The organism is Moraxella sp. FZFQ2102 (genome assembly GCF_024137865.1).
Classification (GTDB): domain Bacteria; phylum Pseudomonadota; class Gammaproteobacteria; order Pseudomonadales; family Moraxellaceae; genus Moraxella.
This window is the reverse complement of the sequence record NZ_CP099960.1, coordinates 337,506-358,108: the sequence shown is the minus strand read 5'-3', so window position 1 is coordinate 358,108 and position 20,603 is coordinate 337,506. Positions and strand designations below refer to the sequence as shown.

General features: G+C 48.1%; 12 protein-coding genes. 8 read left to right on the top strand and 4 right to left on the bottom strand.

The annotated features are described in order from the left end of the window. Positions 1-81 precede the first annotated feature (81 nt). Positions 82-531, bottom strand: a complete 450-nt coding sequence (locus NGM44_RS01645; protein ID WP_253223952.1) for a hypothetical protein — start codon at positions 529-531, stop codon at positions 82-84. Between the two features lie 308 nt (positions 532-839). On the opposite strand from NGM44_RS01645, the gene NGM44_RS01640 reads away from it, so the two are divergent. The 6 genes from NGM44_RS01640 to adk all read left to right on the top strand — a co-directional run bounded on the left by NGM44_RS01640 (position 840) and on the right by adk (position 7,542). Continuing rightward, positions 840-2,162 carry a hypothetical protein gene (locus tag NGM44_RS01640; RefSeq protein WP_253223951.1) on the top strand — a complete coding sequence of 441 codons (1,323 nt, stop codon included), beginning with the start codon at positions 840-842 and terminating at the stop codon, positions 2,160-2,162. 121 nt (positions 2,163-2,283) lie between these two features. Beyond that, positions 2,284-4,287 (top strand): heme lyase CcmF/NrfE family subunit, encoded by a 2,004-nt coding sequence (locus NGM44_RS01635; RefSeq protein ID WP_253223950.1) that lies wholly within the window; start codon positions 2,284-2,286, stop codon positions 4,285-4,287. Between the two features lie 2 nt (positions 4,288-4,289). Beyond that, entirely contained in the window at positions 4,290-4,868 is a 579-nt protein-coding gene (locus NGM44_RS01630; RefSeq protein WP_253223949.1) for a DsbE family thiol:disulfide interchange protein, read from the top strand. 9 nt (positions 4,869-4,877) lie between these two features. Next, positions 4,878-5,378: a cytochrome c-type biogenesis protein gene (locus tag NGM44_RS01625; protein WP_253223948.1), complete on the top strand. Its 501-nt coding sequence runs from the start codon at positions 4,878-4,880 to the stop codon at positions 5,376-5,378. Between the two features lie 9 nt (positions 5,379-5,387). Next, entirely contained in the window at positions 5,388-6,647 is a 1,260-nt protein-coding gene (ccmI, locus tag NGM44_RS01620) for a c-type cytochrome biogenesis protein CcmI (protein WP_253223947.1), read from the top strand. Between the two features lie 238 nt (positions 6,648-6,885). Then, entirely contained in the window at positions 6,886-7,542 is a 657-nt protein-coding gene (gene adk, locus NGM44_RS01615; RefSeq protein ID WP_253224592.1) for an adenylate kinase, read from the top strand. A 94-nt stretch (positions 7,543-7,636) separates the two neighbouring features. On the opposite strand, the gene NGM44_RS01610 is transcribed toward adk, so the two are convergent. The 3 genes from NGM44_RS01610 to NGM44_RS01600 all read right to left on the bottom strand — a co-directional run bounded on the left by NGM44_RS01610 (position 7,637) and on the right by NGM44_RS01600 (position 12,355). Then, positions 7,637-9,823, bottom strand: coding sequence for a triacylglycerol lipase (locus NGM44_RS01610; RefSeq protein WP_253223946.1), 2,187 nt, complete (start codon positions 9,821-9,823; stop codon positions 7,637-7,639). Positions 9,824-10,021: 198 nt separating this feature from the next. Further along, positions 10,022-10,849 (bottom strand): M48 family metallopeptidase, encoded by an 828-nt coding sequence (locus NGM44_RS01605; RefSeq protein ID WP_253223945.1) that lies wholly within the window; start codon positions 10,847-10,849, stop codon positions 10,022-10,024. Positions 10,850-11,026: 177 nt separating this feature from the next. Further along, positions 11,027-12,355 carry an MFS transporter gene (locus NGM44_RS01600; protein WP_253223944.1) on the bottom strand — a complete coding sequence of 443 codons (1,329 nt, stop codon included), beginning with the start codon at positions 12,353-12,355 and terminating at the stop codon, positions 11,027-11,029. Between the two features lie 262 nt (positions 12,356-12,617). Here NGM44_RS01600 and NGM44_RS01595 point away from each other — a divergent pair, with 262 nt between their 5' ends. Both NGM44_RS01595 and NGM44_RS01590 read left to right on the top strand, forming a co-directional pair. Next, positions 12,618-15,410 carry an autotransporter assembly complex family protein gene (locus tag NGM44_RS01595; protein ID WP_253223943.1) on the top strand — a complete coding sequence of 931 codons (2,793 nt, stop codon included), beginning with the start codon at positions 12,618-12,620 and terminating at the stop codon, positions 15,408-15,410. 110 nt (positions 15,411-15,520) lie between these two features. After that, positions 15,521-20,563 carry a translocation/assembly module TamB domain-containing protein gene (locus tag NGM44_RS01590; protein WP_253223942.1) on the top strand — a complete coding sequence of 1,681 codons (5,043 nt, stop codon included), beginning with the start codon at positions 15,521-15,523 and terminating at the stop codon, positions 20,561-20,563. The last annotated feature ends 40 nt before the right edge of the window (positions 20,564-20,603 follow it).

Sequence of the window (20,603 nt, the reverse complement as noted above, 5' to 3'; positions counted from 1 at the left end):
TTTTATAACTGTTTATACATTATACAGCTTGTACAGTTTGTAAAGCAGTGTATTTTATGATTTGCAAAATCACGCCGTCAATTATTGACACAACGCCTTGACAATCGCATCATTCATCTTGGGGTCAAATTCAAGCTTGGGCGCGCTACAATCAACACTGATACCCAATGGATAAGCCAGTGCACGACGCTCAAAAAAATACAAATTGGCTGATTTTAGCGTACCATTGGTGCTGACATTGGCGGTATCGAGCACAACAAACTGAAACACCTGTGGCTTGATATACGACCAAGGGCGAAACCAAGTGCTTTTTGGGACTTCGGCGACTATGACACTGCCTGCGGGTAGCTTGGCTTTGGTATCATCAAACCAAGTGTATTCGCTATACACCTGAAAGCAAATCATGCCAATACCTGCAGCAGCCGGCACAATCCATTTTGGCGTTTTTTTATAAAACAATCGAATTGGCAGTACAAGCCCTGCAAACAAAAACCCTGAAAATACGGTTGCCAAAATTTCCCAAAACATCATTGTTGTCGTATCCTTTTGTTAATCAGTTGTTCATCAGTCATTTTACCAACTGCATCAATAAGCCATCCAAAAAGCTTAAGGTGCTGATTTTGATAAATACTTGCAAAATCAATGCGGTTTATTATAGTCAAGCTTGGCAAAAATTGCTAGAAATGTTTTTATAACCCAAATAGATGTATCAATTTATTTACAAAACCTGTCTTGAGCGCCTTTTGAGCCTGCTTTGGATAAATGAATGCAACCATCTTTACAAAAACTATGCTAAAATTATCGCCATTTAATATACTCACAAAGATTGTACCAAACCCATGTTTTCGACCCTGTGGCAAACACTGACCGAACATCCTGAATTTATCGCCATGCTGACCATTCCGCCTGTGACGGCTTTTGTCACTTGGGCGCATGTGTGGATGGCGCTTGAGATGCTGTTTCGTCCGATTAAGTTTTGGGGCATCGCCATCAAAAATATGCCATTTGGGCTCAAAGGCTTGGGCTGGCAGGGGATTGTGCCTGCCAAAGCAGGTAAAATCTCGGGCGTGATTGTTGACCAGACGCTCTCAAAGCTTGGTTCGCTCGATGAATTTTTTCAGGCAATGGAGCCTGAAGAGATGGCGGAATTTATCACGGCGACGGTGGATAAGAACCTAGAAAGCTTGATTGATGAAATCATGCTTGAGCGTTCGTATGCCCTGTGGACGCATATGCCGTATGCCATTCGCCGTCGTATCTACGCCCATGTGCACGCCAAGCTACCAGATATCATGAAATCGCTTGTCATGGATTTGACTTATAATGTCGAAGAACTGGTCGATATGCGTGCGATGATTGTCAGCAAGATGGAAAAAGACCGCAAGCTGATGGTGGATATGTTTCTAAGAGTTGGTAAAAAAGAGATTAACTTTATTTGGAAAATTAGTGCGCTGATTGGCTTTGGCTTTGGTGTGGTGCAGATGGTGCTGTTTTATTTTGTGCCGCAGCATTGGACAGTACCGTTTTTTGCGATGGTGTGGGGCGCTTTGACCAACTGGATTGCGATTTGGATGGTGTTTAATCCTGTTGAGCCACGCCATGTGCCATTTATTCGTCTATTCCGCTATGAGATGGATGGCGATACCAAAAAAGTGGTGTGGATGCGTCCGCATTGGCATCGCTATTCATGGCAAGGCGGTTTTATGAAACGCCAAGATGAAGTATCAAGCGTGTTTGCCGAAATCGTCGTCAATGAGCTTGTAACACTTGAGAATATCATGCATGAGATGATGTATGGGCTACGAGCGCATAAGACCCGTGAGCTGATGAAATCGCATCTGTATGAGATGCTGGAGTCGCCTGTGGTGGCAACGACGCTCAAGGTGGGTATGGATGAGCGTACTTTGGATGATTTTAAAGATACCATCTTGGATAAATCCATCGATGCGACGATGGTACCTATCCGTGACCCTAAGCTCAATACATCTAGAGCGAGTAAGATTTTTGGGTTATTTGAAGGGCGAATCCGTGCGCTGACGCCCAAAGAATTTCAAAATCTGCTAAGACCTGCTTTCCAAGAAGATGAGATGACGCTCATTGTGCTTGGGGGGATTACGGGCTTTTTGGCAGGTTGGTTGCACTTGGTGATGGTGTTTTTTTAGGAAAATGGTATCTGACCAACCAAGTCTTTTGCTTAATTGATGCATGACATCAATGAGCCATTTATAAAACACTGCAAAAACTTTGCACAGTAATTTGCAACAGTAACATGAGTCATTTACGATGTTAATAACAGAACTTGGATATTTTTCGCTATTGCTTGCGTTTGTGCTCGCGATATTACAGGCGATTTTGCCTGCCATTGGCGTAATCAAGCACCAAGGGCAGTGGCAACGACTGGCACCAAGCCTAGCGACGGCGCAATTTTTGGCGATGATGGTGTCGTTTGGCGCACTGATTGCAGGGTTTTTGTACAATGATTTTAGCTTGGTTTATGTCGCCAAGCACTCAAACAGTCTGCTGCCTTGGTATTATAAATTGTCAGCGACTTGGGGTGGGCACGAAGGTTCGCTACTATTATGGATGACGATTTTGGCGACTTGGTGTATGCTCGTTGCGGTATTTAGTCGTGGCTTGCCCCTGGATATGCGTGCTCGTGTGCTGTCGATTCTAGGTGCGGTGCAGACGATGATGCTGGCGATGATGATTTTTACTTCATCGCCTTATGACCGAGTGTTGCCAAATCTACCTGTCGATGGCGCTGACCTAAATCCACTACTTCAAGACCCGGGACTGATTTTCCATCCGCCGATGCTGTATATGGGCTATGTGGGCTTGGCTGTGCCGTTTGCATTTTGTATGGCGGCGCTGTGGGCAGGGCGACTTGATGCCGTATGGACTCGTTGGAGTCGTCCGTGGACGCTGACCGCTTGGGCGTTTTTGACGCTGGGTATCGCACTTGGCTCTTGGTGGGCGTATTATGAGCTTGGCTGGGGTGGTTGGTGGTTCTGGGACCCTGTTGAGAATGCTTCATTGATGCCGTGGCTGGCTTCTACTGCGCTGATTCACTCGCTTGCCGTAACCGAAAAGCGTGGCGTGTTCAAGGCATGGACGATTATGCTGGCGATTTTTTCGTTTGCACTAAGCCTACTGGGTACTTTTTTGGTGCGTTCGGGGGCGATTACTTCGGTACATTCGTTCGCCGCTGACCCAACTCGTGGTTTGGCAGTGCTTGCGATTTTGGCGGTGGTGATTGGCTTTGGCTTATTGATGTTTGCTTTGCGTGGTTGGAAATTGACCGTGGAGAGTAGCTATAAGCTAAAATCTCGTGAAACCGTGCTGGTTATTAACAACCTAATTTTGCTTGTGGCAACGCTTGTCGTGCTACTTGGCACGCTATATCCAATCATCGCTGATTTCTTTAAGCTTGGTCAAGTTTCTGTTGGCCCACCGTATTTTAATGCACTGTTTGTGCCTTTGACTTGGCTGCTGCTTGGCTTTATGGGTGTGGGTGCAGTGATGCGCTATAAATATGACAGCCGTCCGCTACTAGCGACAATGATGGCGTATGGCGTCAGTGCTTTGGTGCTTGGTGCATCGGTGGCGTGGTTGATGTCGCAGCTAGCCGAAGAGCCAACATTTGATTATAGCGTGTATGTGACAGGTATTCTTAGCGTGTGGGTGCTTGCCTTTATGGTGTTTGACATCAAAGATAAGCTTAAGCACAACAAAGGTGGTATCGCTCAAGGCTTAACCAAGCTATCACCAAGCTACTGGGGGATGCAAATTGCCCATCTAGGCGTGCTAATCTGTGTGCTTGGTGTGGCGGGTACAAGCAGTATGAGTATCGAAAAAGATGTCGCCATGACGGTCGGTGACAGTGTTCATGTACAAGGTTATGATTTTCATCTACAAGCTTTTGAACAGGTGAAAGGGGCGAACTATGATGCCACTCAAGCAACCATCACTGTCAAAGAAAATGACAAGCTTATCACCACACTGTATCCACAAAAGCGTGATTATGTCGTCAGCATGATGCCTATGACCGAAGTCGGTATGCGTCCAAGCTTATTAAAAGAAGTCTATGTGGCGCTCGGCGAGCCCATCACTGATGCCAAAGGCAAAATCAATAACAACACTTGGGCGGTGCGTGTCTATGTCAAGCCGATGGTACGCTGGATTTGGCTCGGTGCGATTATCATGGCTGCCGGTGCGTTTATCGCCATCATTGATAAGCGTTATCGTCTTGGCAAATCAAAAGCAAAACACATCAATCAAGGAGCATAAATATGGCAAAGTCAAACAAACGCTTGCTTACTTTTATCATTCCGCTTGTTATCTTTGTCGGATTGATTATCATGCTATTTATGCGACTAGGCAAAGAAACTGATGTGCAGACCAGTCAGCTGGTGGGTAAGCCGTTGCCTGCTTTTAGCCTACCACTGCTGTCCGACCCTGCACGCACGATGACCAATAGTGATTTGCCAAAAGAGCCATTTTTGCTCAATGTATGGGGTTCGTGGTGTCAGACTTGCTATGTTGAGCATCCATTTTTGATGGAGCTACACGCAAAAGGCGTGCCGATGATTGGCGTGAATTATAAAGATGAACTTGCCAATGCGTTGGCTTATATTGATAAATACCAAAACCCATTTATCTATACCATCCAAGATTATGAAGGCAAATATGGCTTGGAATTGGGTCTGACAGGTGCGCCCGAAAGTATGATTGTCGGCACGGATGGCGTGGTATATAAGCATGTGTTGGGTGAGATTGGTGAGAAAAATTGGCCAAGTCTGCAGGCGTGTATGACAAGTGTGGCTGATGAATCATTGACCAAAGATGCTAAATTGGCAGCGTGTGAGTAGGAGTCCTAGATGAAATTAAATCACTCAATCATGGCGCTACTACTTGGCATGAGTATCAGTACGATGGCGATGGCAAGTATTGATATTTATGAATTTGATTCGTCACAACAAGAAGCGCAATATCGTGGGCTGATTGAAGAGTTCCGCTGTCCAAAATGCCAAAACCAAAATCTCGCAGGCTCAGATGCACCCATCGCCCAAGACCTAAAACAAAAAACCTATGAAATGGTCAAAGACGGTCGCAGTGATACCGAGATTCGTAACTATATGTTTGAGCGTTATGGGGATTTTATCAGTTATAAACCCCCTGTGCGTCCATCGACTTGGATTTTGTGGTTTTTCCCGCCTGTGCTATTGGTGCTACTGATTCTAGGCTGGATTTATAAGGCGCGTAAAGGTCGCAGTCAGCTGTCAGCTGATGATACACAGGCCTTGAGTAGTAGCGAAGAAGCCAAGCTTGCCAAGATTTTGGCTCAGCATGGCGGCAAGACTGATGACAAACAACAATAAGGGCAGTATATGACACAAAGTTTGGTTTTATTTTTTTCGTTGTGTGCTGTCTTGACGGTACTATTGTCACTGGTGGTGATTTTTCCTTGGCTCAAGGCAAAAAAAGCCACAGACAATCAGTTGATGTCGGTCAATGTCAAGGTCTTTGGCGAGCGTATCGCCGAGCTTGATGCGGACAAGGCGGCAGGGCTGATTGATGATGCACATTATCAAGCGCAAATCACCGAGCTAAAACGCCAGCTACTCGATGCACAGACAGTCGCCGAAAGCCATGCGCCAGTCGGCGCAAAAGGTCGTGCCATTGTGATGATCTGGATACCGATTTTGGCGGCGGTGGCGTATCTGACGACAGCTGACCGTACGCCTGTGTTTGCGCTATGGCAAGCTCAAGATACGGTAGGGCAAGTGGCAGATGATTTATTGACCGGTAAGATTGATACACCGCCTGAATGGGCGACCAAAGACTCAGCGGCGCTCATCTCTGCCATGCAGACCAATGTACATCATCATGCCTATGATGCCAATCGCTGGATGCGTCTATCCGAGCTGTTTATGATGCTTGATGCCAAGCCGCAGGCTATGGAAGCATTGGCACGAGCCAATCGCCTAGAGCCTGATAATGATGAGATTGCGCTGACCTTTGCTCAGACCAGTTTTTTTGTTAATGATGGTAAGCTAGATACAGCATCACGAAATGCACTACTTAGCATTTTGGCAAAAACACCAACCCACGAAGGTGCGCTGATGATGATGGCAATGGGTGAAGCCAAAGCAGGTAACTTTAGCGAGGCCAAAGCATGGATTGCACGCCTACGCTCAAGCTTGGTGGCAAGTTCGGGCGACCGCTCTGAAGCCTTGGCAAGCCTTGATAAGCTTGTGGCAAATATCGATGCCCAAGAAGCACAAATCGCTCAAGGTGTGGCGGTGACTGTCGCCATCAGCCCAGCAATGGTATCACAAATCAAGCCTGAAGATGTGCTGTTCGTGTCAATTGGCGAGCAGACAGGCGGTGCACCGTATGCGGTCAAGCGTCTATCAGCCAGTGAGCTAAGCGCCAATCAAGTGGTGGTGAGTCTTAGCGATTTGGATGCGATGATGCCATCACGCACACTCTCAAGTGGCCGTGCATCGGGCAAGGTCTTGGTGGTCAATGCACGCATCAGTAGCTCAGGCAATGCCATCGCCCAATCGGGTGATTTGTCAGCCAATCCGGTGGTGCTTGATAAGCAGTCGGCGGTGTCCTTGACGATTTCGCAGGTCGTGCCATAATCTTGGTAATCTGATGTGATTTGCAGATTTGAGTAATCAATAAAACTTGCGCCAAATGGTGCAAGTTTTTTATTATTTATAACATATATTTATTATAAACTGATAAGTTCACAAAAATCGCACACTTTATTAGATTTTGTCATAAAATTACTTGAACAATTTGGCATCGTGCTTTATAGTAGCTAGGGCAATCGGGCGACTATCCGCCATTCATGACAACATTCGGAGAATTATTATGATGCGTATCATTCTATTAGGCCCACCAGGTGCAGGCAAGGGCACTCAAGCACAGCTTATCTCAAAAGAGTTCGGCATTCCACAAATCTCAACAGGGGATATGCTACGAGCCGCCATCAAAGAAGGCACGGAGCTTGGTAAGCTTGCCAAGAGTGTCATGGATGCAGGTCAGCTAGTGTCTGATGAGCTGATTATCAATCTGGTCAAAGAGCGTATCAGTCAGCCAGACTGTGCTAACGGCTGTATTTTTGATGGTTTTCCGCGTACGATTCCACAAGCAGAAGCACTAGCGGCAGCAGGCGTGGATATTGATTTTGTTATCGAAATCAGCGTGCCTGATGATGAAATCGTCAGCCGTATGTCGGGTCGCCGTGCGCACCTTGCATCAGGTCGTACTTATCATGTGGTGTATAACCCACCAAAAGTCGAAGGCGTCGATGATGTGACTGGTGAGCCACTGGTACAGCGTGACGATGACAAAGAAGAAGTCGTGCGTGACCGTCTGTCGGTCTATCATACACAGACTGCAACCCTAATTGGTCATTATCAACAAGTCGCCCAATCAGGCGAGAACGCCCCTGCGTATCACGACTTTGATGGCACAAAAGCTATCGACACCGTGCGTGATGAGATTTTTGCGGTATTAAAAAGCAAATAATCCTTTATCAAATTAATAAAAAACCCTAAGCTTGTCAATGGCTTAGGGATTTTTTTTGGTTTTGATAAACTGATAAAAATCAGCTTTTTATATATCATTCATGCGATTTGATGTGCTGATACAGGATCTTACGCAGCTGTAGCACGGTTTTTGGGCTTTCGTGGATATTGTGACTGCCTGTGATGATGGTTTCGCTCGCAGCACCGTCCAAATGTGAGCTGCTATAAGGCACGATACCATCAGAGATTTTGTCACTGACCGCCGCACCTGACGACATCAAATCACCATCCATCACGCCTTTATGATCGCCGACGATGGTATGATATCTGACGGCAGGATTGATCTTGACATCACCTGTCAATGCGACGAATGTCGAGCGATCCGACAGCTGACTTGCACCATTTTGTAGGTATAATGAACCGACCAAGCCATCTTTATTCGCGCTGTTACTGACCTTATCGAGTGCATCGATGGTTTTTTGGGTCAGACCAATTGGCAAGCTGATGATCCGCCGTGCCGTGCGCGTAAACCAACGATCGGCATAGTCTGTACCGCGAAACGGCGCAGAGATGAACACCGCTTCATCGACTTGTGGCAGGCGCGATAGTTTTAGGCGTGATGCCAAGGCGTGCTGCTGATCGTCATTGAGCTTACTGATCAGACGGTATTCTTTGGTCTTATCGAGCGTTTGTAATTTATCCACCAAATCATCATCAGAGACGAGCAGACGCGAGATGACACCACCCATGCTATGACCGATGAGCAGGGCGTTGTGACTTGCGGTATCTTGAGCGTGCGGATCGACTGAGTTGAAGGCGGCTTGAATGAGATTTTCGATCTGATAACGATTTTCTAAAATCGGCAAATTGGTCGAATATGCCACTTGCCAGACTTGATAATTTGCACCCAGCACAGGATCGGACAGCAGGGTGTTGGTCAGATTCACCCAAGTGGCAGGGCTGGATGCCAAGCCATGCAGCATGATGATGACTTTTTTGTTCGGATTGTACGGCTCTAGCATATACAGATCAGGCAGTGTGGCGTTTTCGTGGCGCGCCAGCATATTTAAAATACTGAGCGGCTTAAGCTGATTTTCGGACAGCCACAGCGCATAGCCTGCTGAGAAATTGGCGGATAGTGGCTGAGTTGTACCAAGTACATCGATGCTCTGATGGCGCAGTGGGTCGAATAGATGCGCGTGAAACTTGCGACTGTGCAGCACTTCATCGATACTTTTGCCTTCGGGCAGGATCACCGCAGTGATCAGCATATGCCCAAGCTGATGAATGCGCGATTGATACTTGGGGTCTTCTGGTGATGGTAGAGTGTCTGTGCGATTGGCTTCAAGCTTATTGGCGATGCTAGCGATGTAGCGATCTTGCATTGAGCCGACGAAATTCACCCCCAAGCCTGCACGCCGTGATGTGATATCAAGCTTGGACAAGCGCGGATCATAAGCAGGAATCAGCTCAGAAAAGGTCTGCTGACGACCTTCATTGACCTTGGCGATGTAATACGGATTATTATCCATCGACACGATCAAATCAGTTTGCTGATTGGCTTGGGTGCTGGTGAGTTTTGCGACGATCACTTGATCAAACTTCGGCTCGATGATTGGCTTGTCAAGATTATACACCGTCTCGATCGCCCCGCCGAACGCGCCTTGTTTGAAGCGATAGACTTGCGCGATGATGTCATTGACTGCAAGCTGATACAGATCTTGGGCGCGGACATCGGACTCGCTAGCAAAACTATTGCCGCGCGCTGTACCAGTAAGCTCAGGATAAAACAGATAAGCATAACTGTAGCGCAGTGTCTGGTACAAGGCTTCACGGTACTCACTGGCGCAGTTTATTTTGGCTTGTTTATAGGCTTTGATCTCATCGGGGGATTTTGGTGCATTGGCATAATATGGGTCAATCGGCGGACGGTCAAGCTCAGTGCGGCAGGCATCTTGTAGTGCCAAAGCCTGTGCGCGGGCATAGTGAAGCTCAGCAACAACGGAGAGATTTTCGCGGCGATTGTGCTCAAAGGTGCTGTCATGAATACCCTTGATGCAAGCATCAAAATCGCTCATGCAGCTGTCTTGGTTGAAACCTGCATTAATCAAAGCGCTGCGCGACAGCGCGCTGACCGAATAACTGGTGATGATACTGCTGCGCGCTTGTTCGACGAATTGCGAGACATTTTGTTTGGGTGATGCCAAATGACTACACGCACTCATACTGCCGCACAGTGCCAAGAATATCGCACTTGCTAATGTCTTTTTTGCCATACTCATCCTGTTTGCTTTTTTCATATCATCATCCATTTTTGCTTTTTTTTTTGCCTTGAGTATAAATTGATCATGCGTCAATGACTTGCCAATGACAAGTGCCAATTTCTCATTATAAACCAAAAGCCCAAAAACCAACAATCCGCACAAGCAGCTGCACGGATTGTTTGGGAAAAACGGTATCAGTTTACCGCTGATTTCGCATTATTTCGCTGTTTGTGGCGCTTTGATGTTCAGATTGGCATCTGGAATGTTCCAAATGTAGTAGCCGCCATTTTCAACGATGCGCACTTGCTCTGCGATTTGTGCATTGTCAGGGTGGGCTGCTGCCAGCTTTTGTAGGCGTTTTAGTGCGCCAGAACGGTTATCGCCCAGTAGTTCAGCTTGTGCGATGCTTTGTTCTGCTTCGGTGTAGCCTGCCGCGACCGCTTTGTCTAGGTATTTGCGACCTTCTTTAAACGCGCCCGATTCTGACAGCATCATACCAAATAGGAAGTTACCTTCGGTGTGGTTCGGATCGACTTGTAGTAGCTTTTGCATATGATTGCCTGCGCGTACGGTGTAGTCGTTGCCTAGGTTTAGGTTACGCGCCATGCCGTTGATTTTTGCGGCGCGTAGTAGCGTTTCTGCCGATGCATCAGGCGCGCTGGCATATGGTTCGATCCAGTCAGATAGGTGCTTGATGTTTTGTTTCACCAAATATTCGCTGGTGCGCGTTGGGAAATTGGTTGGGTAGTGGCGAGCATTTGGCGCGACATCGTCAAGCAGCTCATCGACCAAAGTGACATCCAAAATGGTGCTGCCTGATGTGTTGGCAGGGATAGCGACAGTTGGGATGGTCTTAACTTCGCTGACGCTGATGCTTGGCACTGGCAAGCCTTTGACAGATTTTTCAAGCAAATTGATGGTGTCTTGTGGCTTGATGGCTTGGGTGATTTCACCGCGTAGTGCAGGGCTTTGGTAGGTGCCAGTCGCTGCAACTGCTGAAGTGGTCAAGGCTGCAAGCGCAAGAGATAGTGTCAATTTTTTCATAAAATAAAGTCCATCGGTTTAGAAAAATAGGATAAAAAAGAAAAAATAAATTGGCTCAAATCATAGCAGATTTTTTGAGCCAATGGGGTAAAAAATTTATACAACACGCTTTAAGTTTGTATCCCTATTGTAACCATGCGGCGATGTTGCGTTGATTTTTTTACCGATTTTATGCTTTTAGCCAAGCATCGGCGTATCATCGGCACTGATCGGCAGACTGTTTTTGTATTGTTGTAATTTCAAGTATAAAATCACACCAAAGATCAAATTTACAATACCAGTGATCAAAAACAGCTGACCCAAGCTTAAGCCCAAAATCGTCAAAATCACAATCGCAAATACCGCTGAGACAACCATATAAATGGCATTAAAGATGTTGTTCGCGCCAACGACACGCGAGCGATGCTCAATTGGTGCATAGGCTTGCATACTGGTGTACAGTGGCACGATGTACAGACCACCGCTTAGACCAAGCAAGAATAATTCAGCAAAGACAGGCATTACGCCATCGATCTTAAACAGCATATCCAGCGTCATCGGTGCATCGGCGCTGATGCTCAGATTGCCCAGTGAGAAATACAATGCCGCCGCAAAGATGGACAAACCTGCGATACCGACAGGTAATAGCCTGAAGCTGACTTGGTTTTTGGTCAAAGTCTTGCACAGTAGCGAGCCGATCGCCGTACCGACTGAAAATAAAGTTAGTAAGAAAATCACCACCGATTCATCACCGTGCAAGATGCTCTTGGTCACTTCAGGTGTCTGCGTCAAAAAAGTCGCGCCATAGAACCAAAACCAGCTGTTACCCATGATGATGAAAAACAACAGCGGTAAGCTGTATAAGTATTTGATGATGTCAAAGCTGGTGCGAAAAATATTCCAATCAATCTTTAGATCGGCGGCATGGATGGTGGTCACGGGGATTTGTCGCGCAGCGATATAGCCTAAGATGGCGATGAAAATCGTCAAAACGCTGAGCCAATATTCTAAAAAGTACAACTGCGTCAGCACGCCTGCGGTCATCATGCCTGTCAAGATGGCAAGGCTTGTACTGGTTTGGAATAAGCCATTGGCACCGACTAGGTCATTTTTTGGCATGGCTTCGGGCAGATAAGCGTATTTGATCGGCCCAAAGAAAGTGGACTGCGCACCCATAAAGAACAAGCAGACGAATAGCAGCCAATAAATCTCATAAATAAAACCAATCGCCGCCATGCTCATGATGATAATTTCAAGCAGCTTAATGTGGCGTGTCAGCCAAGATTTTTCGTATTTGTCCGAGATTTGACCTGCTAATGCCGAAAACAAAAAAAACGGCAGGATAAAGAGCAAAGCGGCAAGGTTATTGAGTAAGCTGACTTCCATGCCAAGCTTGGCAGCCGCGCTGTAGGTGAGCATCAAAATCAAGGCTTGTTTAAAGACATTGTCATTAAACGCCCCAAAAAATTGGGTAAAAAACATCGAGTTGAATGCACGACGACGGAACAAAGAGAGCTGACTTGCCATAAAATTACTTTGCTGGAACTAAAATTGGTTTTCGGGGTGTAATTGGGGTGAAAATATGCTACAGTGATTTGGTGATTTACACCTTGTATTTAAGCAAGTTATTTTTGGCGAATATCAACCAACCCCTTTTGAGTTTTGTTATAATACAGGAATTTACAGCGAAAATGTCACTAGATTTGCAAAATTACTAAGGATTGTGGACAATTGTCATGCAAATCTTACATTGACATTTTTTAACTTTTGTGTTTTTTGTGAGTGTATCATGCCGCCAAAGCTTGTCAATACGACTTTTGCGTTTCCGATCAAATCGCCACCATCACCGCGTGCGCTGCTGTGGCTTGCCTGCTTGTCTGCGATCAGTCAAGCGCAAGCAGCAGGCGTAGATGCCAGTCATCGCACAGAGCAGGTGGCAGGTGCAGCGGCAAGCATTGCTATCGGCACAAATGCCAGTGCCGCACAGACACTGGATATATCGCTACTGACCCCTGAGCAGATCGAGCAGCGGCTGCGTGATGTGCGCCGCGAGTCGCCAGAGCGAATCTTGCGTCCGACGAATTTCGATGATACTACCGCACTTGACACGCCTGTGTCGCGTATCGATGATGGTACGCCGCCGATCGGACTGGATGCGCTGATCGCCAATACTGCGCCGACGCCGAACAGCTTGACGACATTGGGCATCGATCAGGCGAATGCTGATGCCACCAATCCTGATGACTACATTCCTGAATATGTCGATACAGGGCGTACGACAGGCGATGAAGTGGTCATCGTCGAAGATGAAGTGGTCAAGCCCAATCTGCTTCGCCGCACTTATGATCGACTGTTCAATGATGGCGTGAGTAAAGTGCCACGCCTGAAGGTCAATGTCATCTTGAGCGATAACCAAGGCAATGAAGATAAGCTGTCACGCCGAGATGTCAAGTACGAACCATACCAAAATATCAAAGCTGCGCTAGAAGACATCACCGCTGAGTCGGTGCGTGATTTTCAAGGATCGCAAGCACGCCTGCGTCAGACGGCACAAGCTGCAGCGCGCGCGGTCGGTTATTATGATGTCAAGCTGCACATCACCAAGGTGCAAGCAGGCGAGATCAATGTCATCATCGATGATCTGGGCGAGCCTGTGCGTGTCGAGAATCGCGCCATCGAAGTGCGCGGCGATGGCACGGCCAATCAAAATTATCAAGCGGTGGTCAATTCTAATGCCTTACAAGCAGGTGATGTATTCCATCACGGCGAGTATGAAGCAAGTAAGCTTGCCATCGAGACGGTGAGCGGCGAGGAAGGCTATCTGGATGGGCGTTGGCTGAATAATTCGGTGGATGTGGTCTTGCCGGATAATGTCGCTGATGTCAGCTTGGTGTATGATACAGGTCAGCAATATCAGTTTGACCAAGTGGTCTTTTTCACCATTGATCCTGATACAGGCGAACTGACCACTGATCCTGATAAATTGCCTGTCAAATCCAAACTTCTAGAAAAGCTACTGACTTTCGAGATGGGCGATGCCTATAATCGCCAAGCGGTGCGCCAACTGTCCAATGATCTGCTTGCCACAGGGTATTTTAATGCGGTTAATACCGAACCTGTGTATCCTGAGAAGTTTGCCAAGCAAGATGAAGTGAATTTTGAAAATACACCCAAAGACACCCCAGAGCCAACAGCACCTGTGACGGAGACGGTGGATCTTGGTGATGGTATCAGCGTTGAGATCGCGCCACTTGAGTTCAGTGCATCCCAAGCGATCCGCGATAAGCTTGATCAAGTCGCCCAAAAAGCCAATATGCTGTATAACCTGCCTGATGATCGCGTGCTGCCGACCGATACTGCCGAGAAGGATAAGTCGATCCTTGCGCGTATCAGTGATGCAGTCTCAGGCATCGCCAAAGCCATCTTACCTGATGAGACCAAAGATGACACCACGCTTGATCTGTTAAACGAAGATGGTAAGCGACCTGAACTTGCCAATCGCAAAACCCCGCAGCAAGTATATCAAGACAAAAAAGTACCGCTGTATGTCTTCGTCGCCAGTGATAAGCCGCGCGATGCACAGATCGGTCTGGGTTGGGGGTCAGATACAGGTGCGCGTGCGATTACCAAGTTTGAGCACAATCTGATCAACCGCGACGGCTATCAAGCAGGGACAGAAGTGCGCTTATCCCAAAAAGATAAAGGCGTGAAACTCTACGGCTCTAAGCCACTGAGCCATCCGCTGAACGATCGCTTGGTGGCGTCATTGAACTATGGCGAAGAAACATTGGATCAAATCGGCAAATACGATCTGAAATCGCGCACACTAGAGCAGGGCGTGGCGCGTAATATCATCACCAAAAACGGCTGGAATCGCACATATTCACTGCGCTATCGCATGGATGAGCTTGAAAGTCGCGCGCCACAAGATACTTGGCAGGATCTACCTGTGGATTATGTCGCAGGGGGTGTCAGCCAAGAAGCGCTGCTGGCAGGCGTTGCAATCAATAAAACTGTCGCCGATGATCTGGTCAATCCGATGCGCGGCTATCGGCAGTATTATTCGCTCGAAGCAGGCGCAGATGGTGTGGTCAGTGAGACAGATCTTGCGATCGCGCGTGCTGGTATCAGTGGTATTTATAGTTTTGGGGATAATGCCTATGGCAAAGATCGCGCGCATCAGCTGATCGCAGGGATTGACACAGGTTATATCTGGGCAAGGGATTTTGATAAAGTGCCGTATAAGCTCAGATTCTTCGCAGGTGGTGATCAGAGCATTCGCGGTTATAATTATAACAGCTTATCACCATTATCAGATACAGGCTATCTGGTCGGTGGTCAGGCATTGGCAGTGGGTCGCTTTGAGTATAATTATGAAGTGATGAAAGATCTGCGCCTTGCGGTGTTTAGTGATGTCGGTAATGCGTATAATAAGGACTTTAGTAACGATACTAAGATCGGTGCAGGCGTGGGCGTACGCTGGGCATCACCTGTGGGTCAGTTGCGTATTGATGTCGCCACAGGGGTCAATGAAGACGACACGCCGATTAAGCTGCACTTTTTTATCGGTTCACCTTTTTAGACGAATCGGTTACAATGCATGGTTTGAATGCATGATTTAGACATAATTTAAATACACTTTGTGCGTGATGCGTGCAGGTTTGGTAAATTTATTCAATTTCAAGGATTTTTATGGCGATGGCTTACAGTTTGGCGACACACACTCAGTCCGATGGCGGTACTGATGCGGTAAGTCACGCCGCCAATTCACCGAACAGTGCGCAAGGCAGCTCACCGAATGCGCGTCCGCCCAAGCGTCCACAGCCATCGTGGATGATTTGGCTACTGCGTCTGATTGTCGCGGCTTTGGTGGCGGTGATGATCTTGTTGCTTGCGTTATTTTATATGGCAGGCACGGATCAGGGCACGAAGTTTTTGGTCGAAAAAATCGCGCTAGAGACTGGCACGACGCTGACTTATGGTGAAGGTAATCTGCGTGATGGCTTGTGGGTGAGTGATGTCAAGATCGCCCAAGGTGAAGACATTACCGTCAGCATTAACCGCGCTTATATTGAGATGGGCTGGCGTGCGGTATTGGCGCGCCAAGTGCATTTGGTCAATGCAGATATTGATACCGTTGAAGTCATTAACAAAAAACCACCGACAGGCGAGCCTTTTGATTATGCGACCATCAGCCTGCCCGTGGATATCCGCCTAGAAAATTCTAGCGTGCGACAAGTGCGCTATCTGCAAGCCACCGCCGAACCTGTAGTGCTTAGCGATATTCATATCCAAAGTGGCACCTGGGCAGGTGAGAAGATCACTTTAGAAGACAGCAAGCTTCGCTATGGCGATGTGCTTGATGTCAGTCGTGCTACAGGTGAGATCGAATTATCAGGACAATATCCGCTGAATCTGAACGCTGATGTGCATATTCACGCGCTGGATTCTGTGTATTTTGATACTTTATCTGTCAAGGCGACAGGCACGCTCAAGCGCACGGTCGGCACGCTGAGCAGTAAGTACAATCAATCAGCAGTGACAGGCAGCTTCATCGCGCAGGGCTTAGATGAGAACTCGCCATTTTCTGCGCGCCTAGATTTTGATAAAGTGTTGCTGCCCTATGCTGAAGAGCAGCACATCACCTTGTCTAATGGCACGATCATTGCTGATGGCGTGGTGTCAAATATCGAACTGCGCATCAATACCGATCTAAGCGCCAAAGACATACCGTCTGGTCGGTATCGTGGACGCGGTATCGTGCGTGATGGCGGTATGGACATTCCTTATCTGCACGCCGATACACCAAATGGCGCACTCACCGCCACAGGTAAGATGGAATGGTCGGATGAATATGAGCTTGATGCGACCATCGCAGGTAATGGCTTTGATGTGCGCGCGGCGATGCCTGCTGAATACCGCGATTATCAAGCTTATCTACCTAAGTCGCTCGATGGCACGCTCGGTGTCAAATACCGCCTGCTTGATACGACCAATAATGAGACGCGCTTTGAATTTGGCCTTGCCCAAAAAGATGGCGAGATCGTGCGTGCCACCTTGCGCCAAAATCAATCATCGCCTGATATGCCGTGGCTGATCGATGCCAATTGGCTGAATTTCAAACGCAGCGATGTTCCGCAGATCGGTGTGATCGACAGTCGCATCGGACAGGCAAGCTTGCGCCTAGAAGAAGGGCGTACTTTCATCACAGCTGATGCAAATATCAATGCGCTCAATGCCGCGCCTGCTGGTCATTATGTCTTGGCAGCGAATATCGATAAAGGTGAGCGCGTTTATCTGACAGGCTTTGATTATCAAGGAGTGATCGGTAAGCTGCGCGGCACAGGTCAGCTTGACTTTGCCACCACGACCAAGCCGATGACTTGGCAGATCGATGCCATCGCAGAGCCGATCAAGCCCAATGCTTATTTTGATACACCTGAACAGACGCCATTTGACACAGTGACAGGGCGAGTGGTCGCACGCGGTATCATGCGTGATGATGGCAAGAACAGCCTACATGACATCACCATCACCGACAGTGATCTGACGGCGGTGATGACGACAGGTGAGACGGTGCAGCTAAGCGGTGCGGGTACATCGCAACTGGTGCTTAATGGTAGTGAGATCACCGCGCTGCGAGCGGATTTTGATGGACAATTGACCCAAGCTTATCTGCCACAGCTTGGCAAGGCAGACATCGGTGTGAGCGTGGCAGGTGATCTGAATAAGCTAAGCTTTAGCCGTGCGACCCTTGTCAATGATCAAGGCAAAGTATCGATCGCAGGTGATGTCGGCTTACGCGATGGTATCAGTTGGGATATCAAAGGTCGCCTAGATGAAGTCAATACCAAAGCCTTGGTTACAGATCAAAGCTTGGCAGCGATCATCAGCGGTGATGTGGCAAGTCGCGGTGTGTATCGCAATGAGACCTTAGCAGATGTGGCGCTGAGCTTTGATGGTCAAGTGATCAATGATAAACTGCCAGCAGGTACGCTTGCTTTTAATGCGACAGGTAAGAATAACCGCTTTGAAATCAAACGCTTACATCATGATGGTGATGCAGGGCGTGTTGATGCGACCGGTTGGCTTGATCTGAATAATGGCGCGGCATGGGCACTGGATGCAGACATGGCGGCGCTCGATCTTGGGGCGTTCGTCCAAGGTATCGACAGTGATATGACAGGCAAAGTACGCTTGTCGGGCGATTGGGGCAGTGTGCGTCAGATTGTGCAGATTGAGAATTTGGCGATCACAGGTGTATTCAATGGCAGACCACTATCTGCCACAGGCTCGCTGTATGCTGAGCTTGCCTTGCCAAAAGACATCCAAGGCTACATCGATCGCATTAAACAAACCAGTCGCCGACCACGCACGCGCGAAGAGTTGATCAGCTTGCGTAATCGCATTGATAATAACGCGCGCCAAACCCAAAGCATCATCCGCAAACTTGACGCCAATAATCTAAAAGTACAAATCGGCGAAAACTATGTGGCAATGAATGGCGATGAGTCACAGCTGACCACCAGTGTCAATATCGTTGATTTGTCCCAAATCATCAACCAAGCAGCAGGGCGTATCCAAGGCGGCGTGATTTTGATCAATGATGACAATGCCTTGCCAACCTTATACATCGATGTCAGTGCCGCCCAAGTGCGCGCGCCAAGCCTTGTGATCCAAAATGCACAAGCGATCGGCAAAATCAATAACCTTGGCAATAGCCCAAGTCAGCTACTCATGCAGGGTAATGACATCATTGTCATGGGTAAGGTGATCAAATCTGCGCGCCTTGATTTCTCGGGCACAGAGAGTGATCATCTGCTGTCTGTCGAGACCCAGAGCGGCGACATCGAAGCAGCAAGCCAAGTGCATGGCTCGTTTGATCGCGAGACTATGGCTTATACAGGGGTGTTGGATGATAGCCATATCACCAGTCGTTTTGGCACGATGGCACAGCGACAGCCTGCCGAGTTTCGCTATGGGCTCAATGATGGCGCGCTGAAAATAGCGGCGCATTGTTGGCAGTCGGCGCATATTGCTGATGATGGCGTGGGCGTACTGTGCCTACAAGATACGCTGAGCTACACACCGACATCAGGCAATGTCAATGTCGTGATTCAAAATCTTGACACTCAAGTATTCTCAGCTGCCTTGCCAAGTGACATCGAATGGCAATCGATGCTGAATGGTCATGCTAAGGTATCATGGCGACAAGGCGCTGAGCCTGTGGTTGATGCCGTGCTGTACTCGGATGATGGGCGATTAGGGCTGACCCAAGAAGATACAGGCTATGTCGAGATGCCGTATAAACGCTTCTCGATCATCGCCCAAAGCGTCGCAAAAGGGCTAAAAATCCGCACCGATGTCACAGGCACAGCAGGTAAGGGCTATGCCGATATCGTGATCAATCCCTATCAAGAGAATAAGCCGATCTCTGGCGCACTGGTGATGGATGATTTGAACCTTGCGGTATTGCGACCATTTTTCCCAAGTATTCAGACCTTGACAGGTAAAGTGGCACTCGCTGGCGGTCTGGGCGGTACTTTGTCCAAGCCATTATTCTTTGGTAATGCCAATTTAGACAATGGCGCGCTTAGCATCGCAGGCGTGCCACTGCCACTGACTGACATCAATGCAGTGATGAATATTCGCGGCACTAATGCGACTTTAGAAGGCAGCTTTAAAGGTGGTGATGGCACGGGCAGGCTTGATGGTGCGCTGGATTGGGCGGATGAAGTACAAGCCAAACTGGGCATCTCTGGCGAGAAATTATCCATCGCACAGCCGCCATTGGTGGTGGCACAGATCGATCCTGATCTTGAGATCATCGTCAAGCCATTATCCAAATATGTCGATGTACAAGGGGTGATCAGTATCCCTGTAGCGACATTGAGACCGCCTGAGACCACAGCCGACATCGTCAGCGAATCGCCTGATGTGACCGTGCTTGACCGTCGTATCACGGGCAATGTCGAGCAGATTTTGTCAGTGGTTGAGCCGTGGAATATTAATGCCAATATCGGTGTCGATCTGGGCAGTCAAGTGGAGTTTCGCGGACTTGGCGCGACGCTGCCTTTGGCGGGTGCGCTGCATTTGACGCAGTCAGGACAAGGTGCGATGCGTGCGCTGGGCGTGGTGCAGGTGTCCAAGCGTACGACTATTGATGGCATTGGGCAAAACCTTGAGCTCAACTACGCACAGATTCGCTTTAATGGCGATATGCTCAATCCGTATCTGTCGATCGAAGGTGAAAAAGAAATCGAAGGGCAGACCATTGGTGTGCGTATCCGTGGCACGGCGAATGAGCCTGATATTACGGTGTTTAATGACGCAGGTTTGACCGAACAGCAAGCGATGAATGCACTGGTGACAGGGCGGATTAACGAAACCACCGACTCACAAATCACCGAGCAGGGTTTCCGCTCACAAGTCACCAATCAGCTCGCGGCAGCAGGCTTAAGCTTAGGGCTATCTGGCACGCGCAATCTAACCAATCAAATCGGTCAAGCGCTTGGCTTGCAAAGCCTGACCATCGATGCATCAGGCAGCGCAAGCGATACCAATGTCAATGTCACAGGCTATATCACGCCTGATCTGTACATCCGCTATGGCGTTGGCGTGTTCAATGCCGAATCCAGTCTATCGATGCGCTACCAGCTGACGCGCCGTGTATATATCGAAGCGACCAGTGCTGCTGAAAATATGGTGGATGTGATTTATCGTTGGAAGTTTTAACCCAAAAATTCATTTTTCCAAAACCCAAAACTTAAAAAGC

Bases quoted from the DNA above. Each gene is read 5' to 3' on its own strand.
- adk (WP_253224592.1), top strand. From the start codon at position 6,886: ATGCGTATCATTCTATTAGGCCCACCAGGTGCAGGCAAGGGCACTCAA.
- NGM44_RS01595 (WP_253223943.1), top strand. From the start codon at position 12,618: ATGCCGCCAAAGCTTGTCAATACGACTTTTGCGTTTCCGATCAAATCG.
- NGM44_RS01605 (WP_253223945.1), bottom strand. From the start codon at position 10,849: ATGAAAAAATTGACACTATCTCTTGCGCTTGCAGCCTTGACCACTTCA.
- NGM44_RS01600 (WP_253223944.1), bottom strand. From the start codon at position 12,355: ATGGCAAGTCAGCTCTCTTTGTTCCGTCGTCGTGCATTCAACTCGATG.
- NGM44_RS01645 (WP_253223952.1), bottom strand. From the start codon at position 531: ATGATGTTTTGGGAAATTTTGGCAACCGTATTTTCAGGGTTTTTGTTT.
- NGM44_RS01590 (WP_253223942.1), top strand. From the start codon at position 15,521: ATGGCGATGGCTTACAGTTTGGCGACACACACTCAGTCCGATGGCGGT.
- NGM44_RS01625 (WP_253223948.1), top strand. From the start codon at position 4,878: ATGAAATTAAATCACTCAATCATGGCGCTACTACTTGGCATGAGTATC.
- NGM44_RS01640 (WP_253223951.1), top strand. From the start codon at position 840: ATGTTTTCGACCCTGTGGCAAACACTGACCGAACATCCTGAATTTATC.
- ccmI (WP_253223947.1), top strand. From the start codon at position 5,388: ATGACACAAAGTTTGGTTTTATTTTTTTCGTTGTGTGCTGTCTTGACG.
- NGM44_RS01610 (WP_253223946.1), bottom strand. From the start codon at position 9,823: ATGAGTATGGCAAAAAAGACATTAGCAAGTGCGATATTCTTGGCACTG.
- NGM44_RS01630 (WP_253223949.1), top strand. From the start codon at position 4,290: ATGGCAAAGTCAAACAAACGCTTGCTTACTTTTATCATTCCGCTTGTT.
- NGM44_RS01635 (WP_253223950.1), top strand. From the start codon at position 2,284: ATGTTAATAACAGAACTTGGATATTTTTCGCTATTGCTTGCGTTTGTG.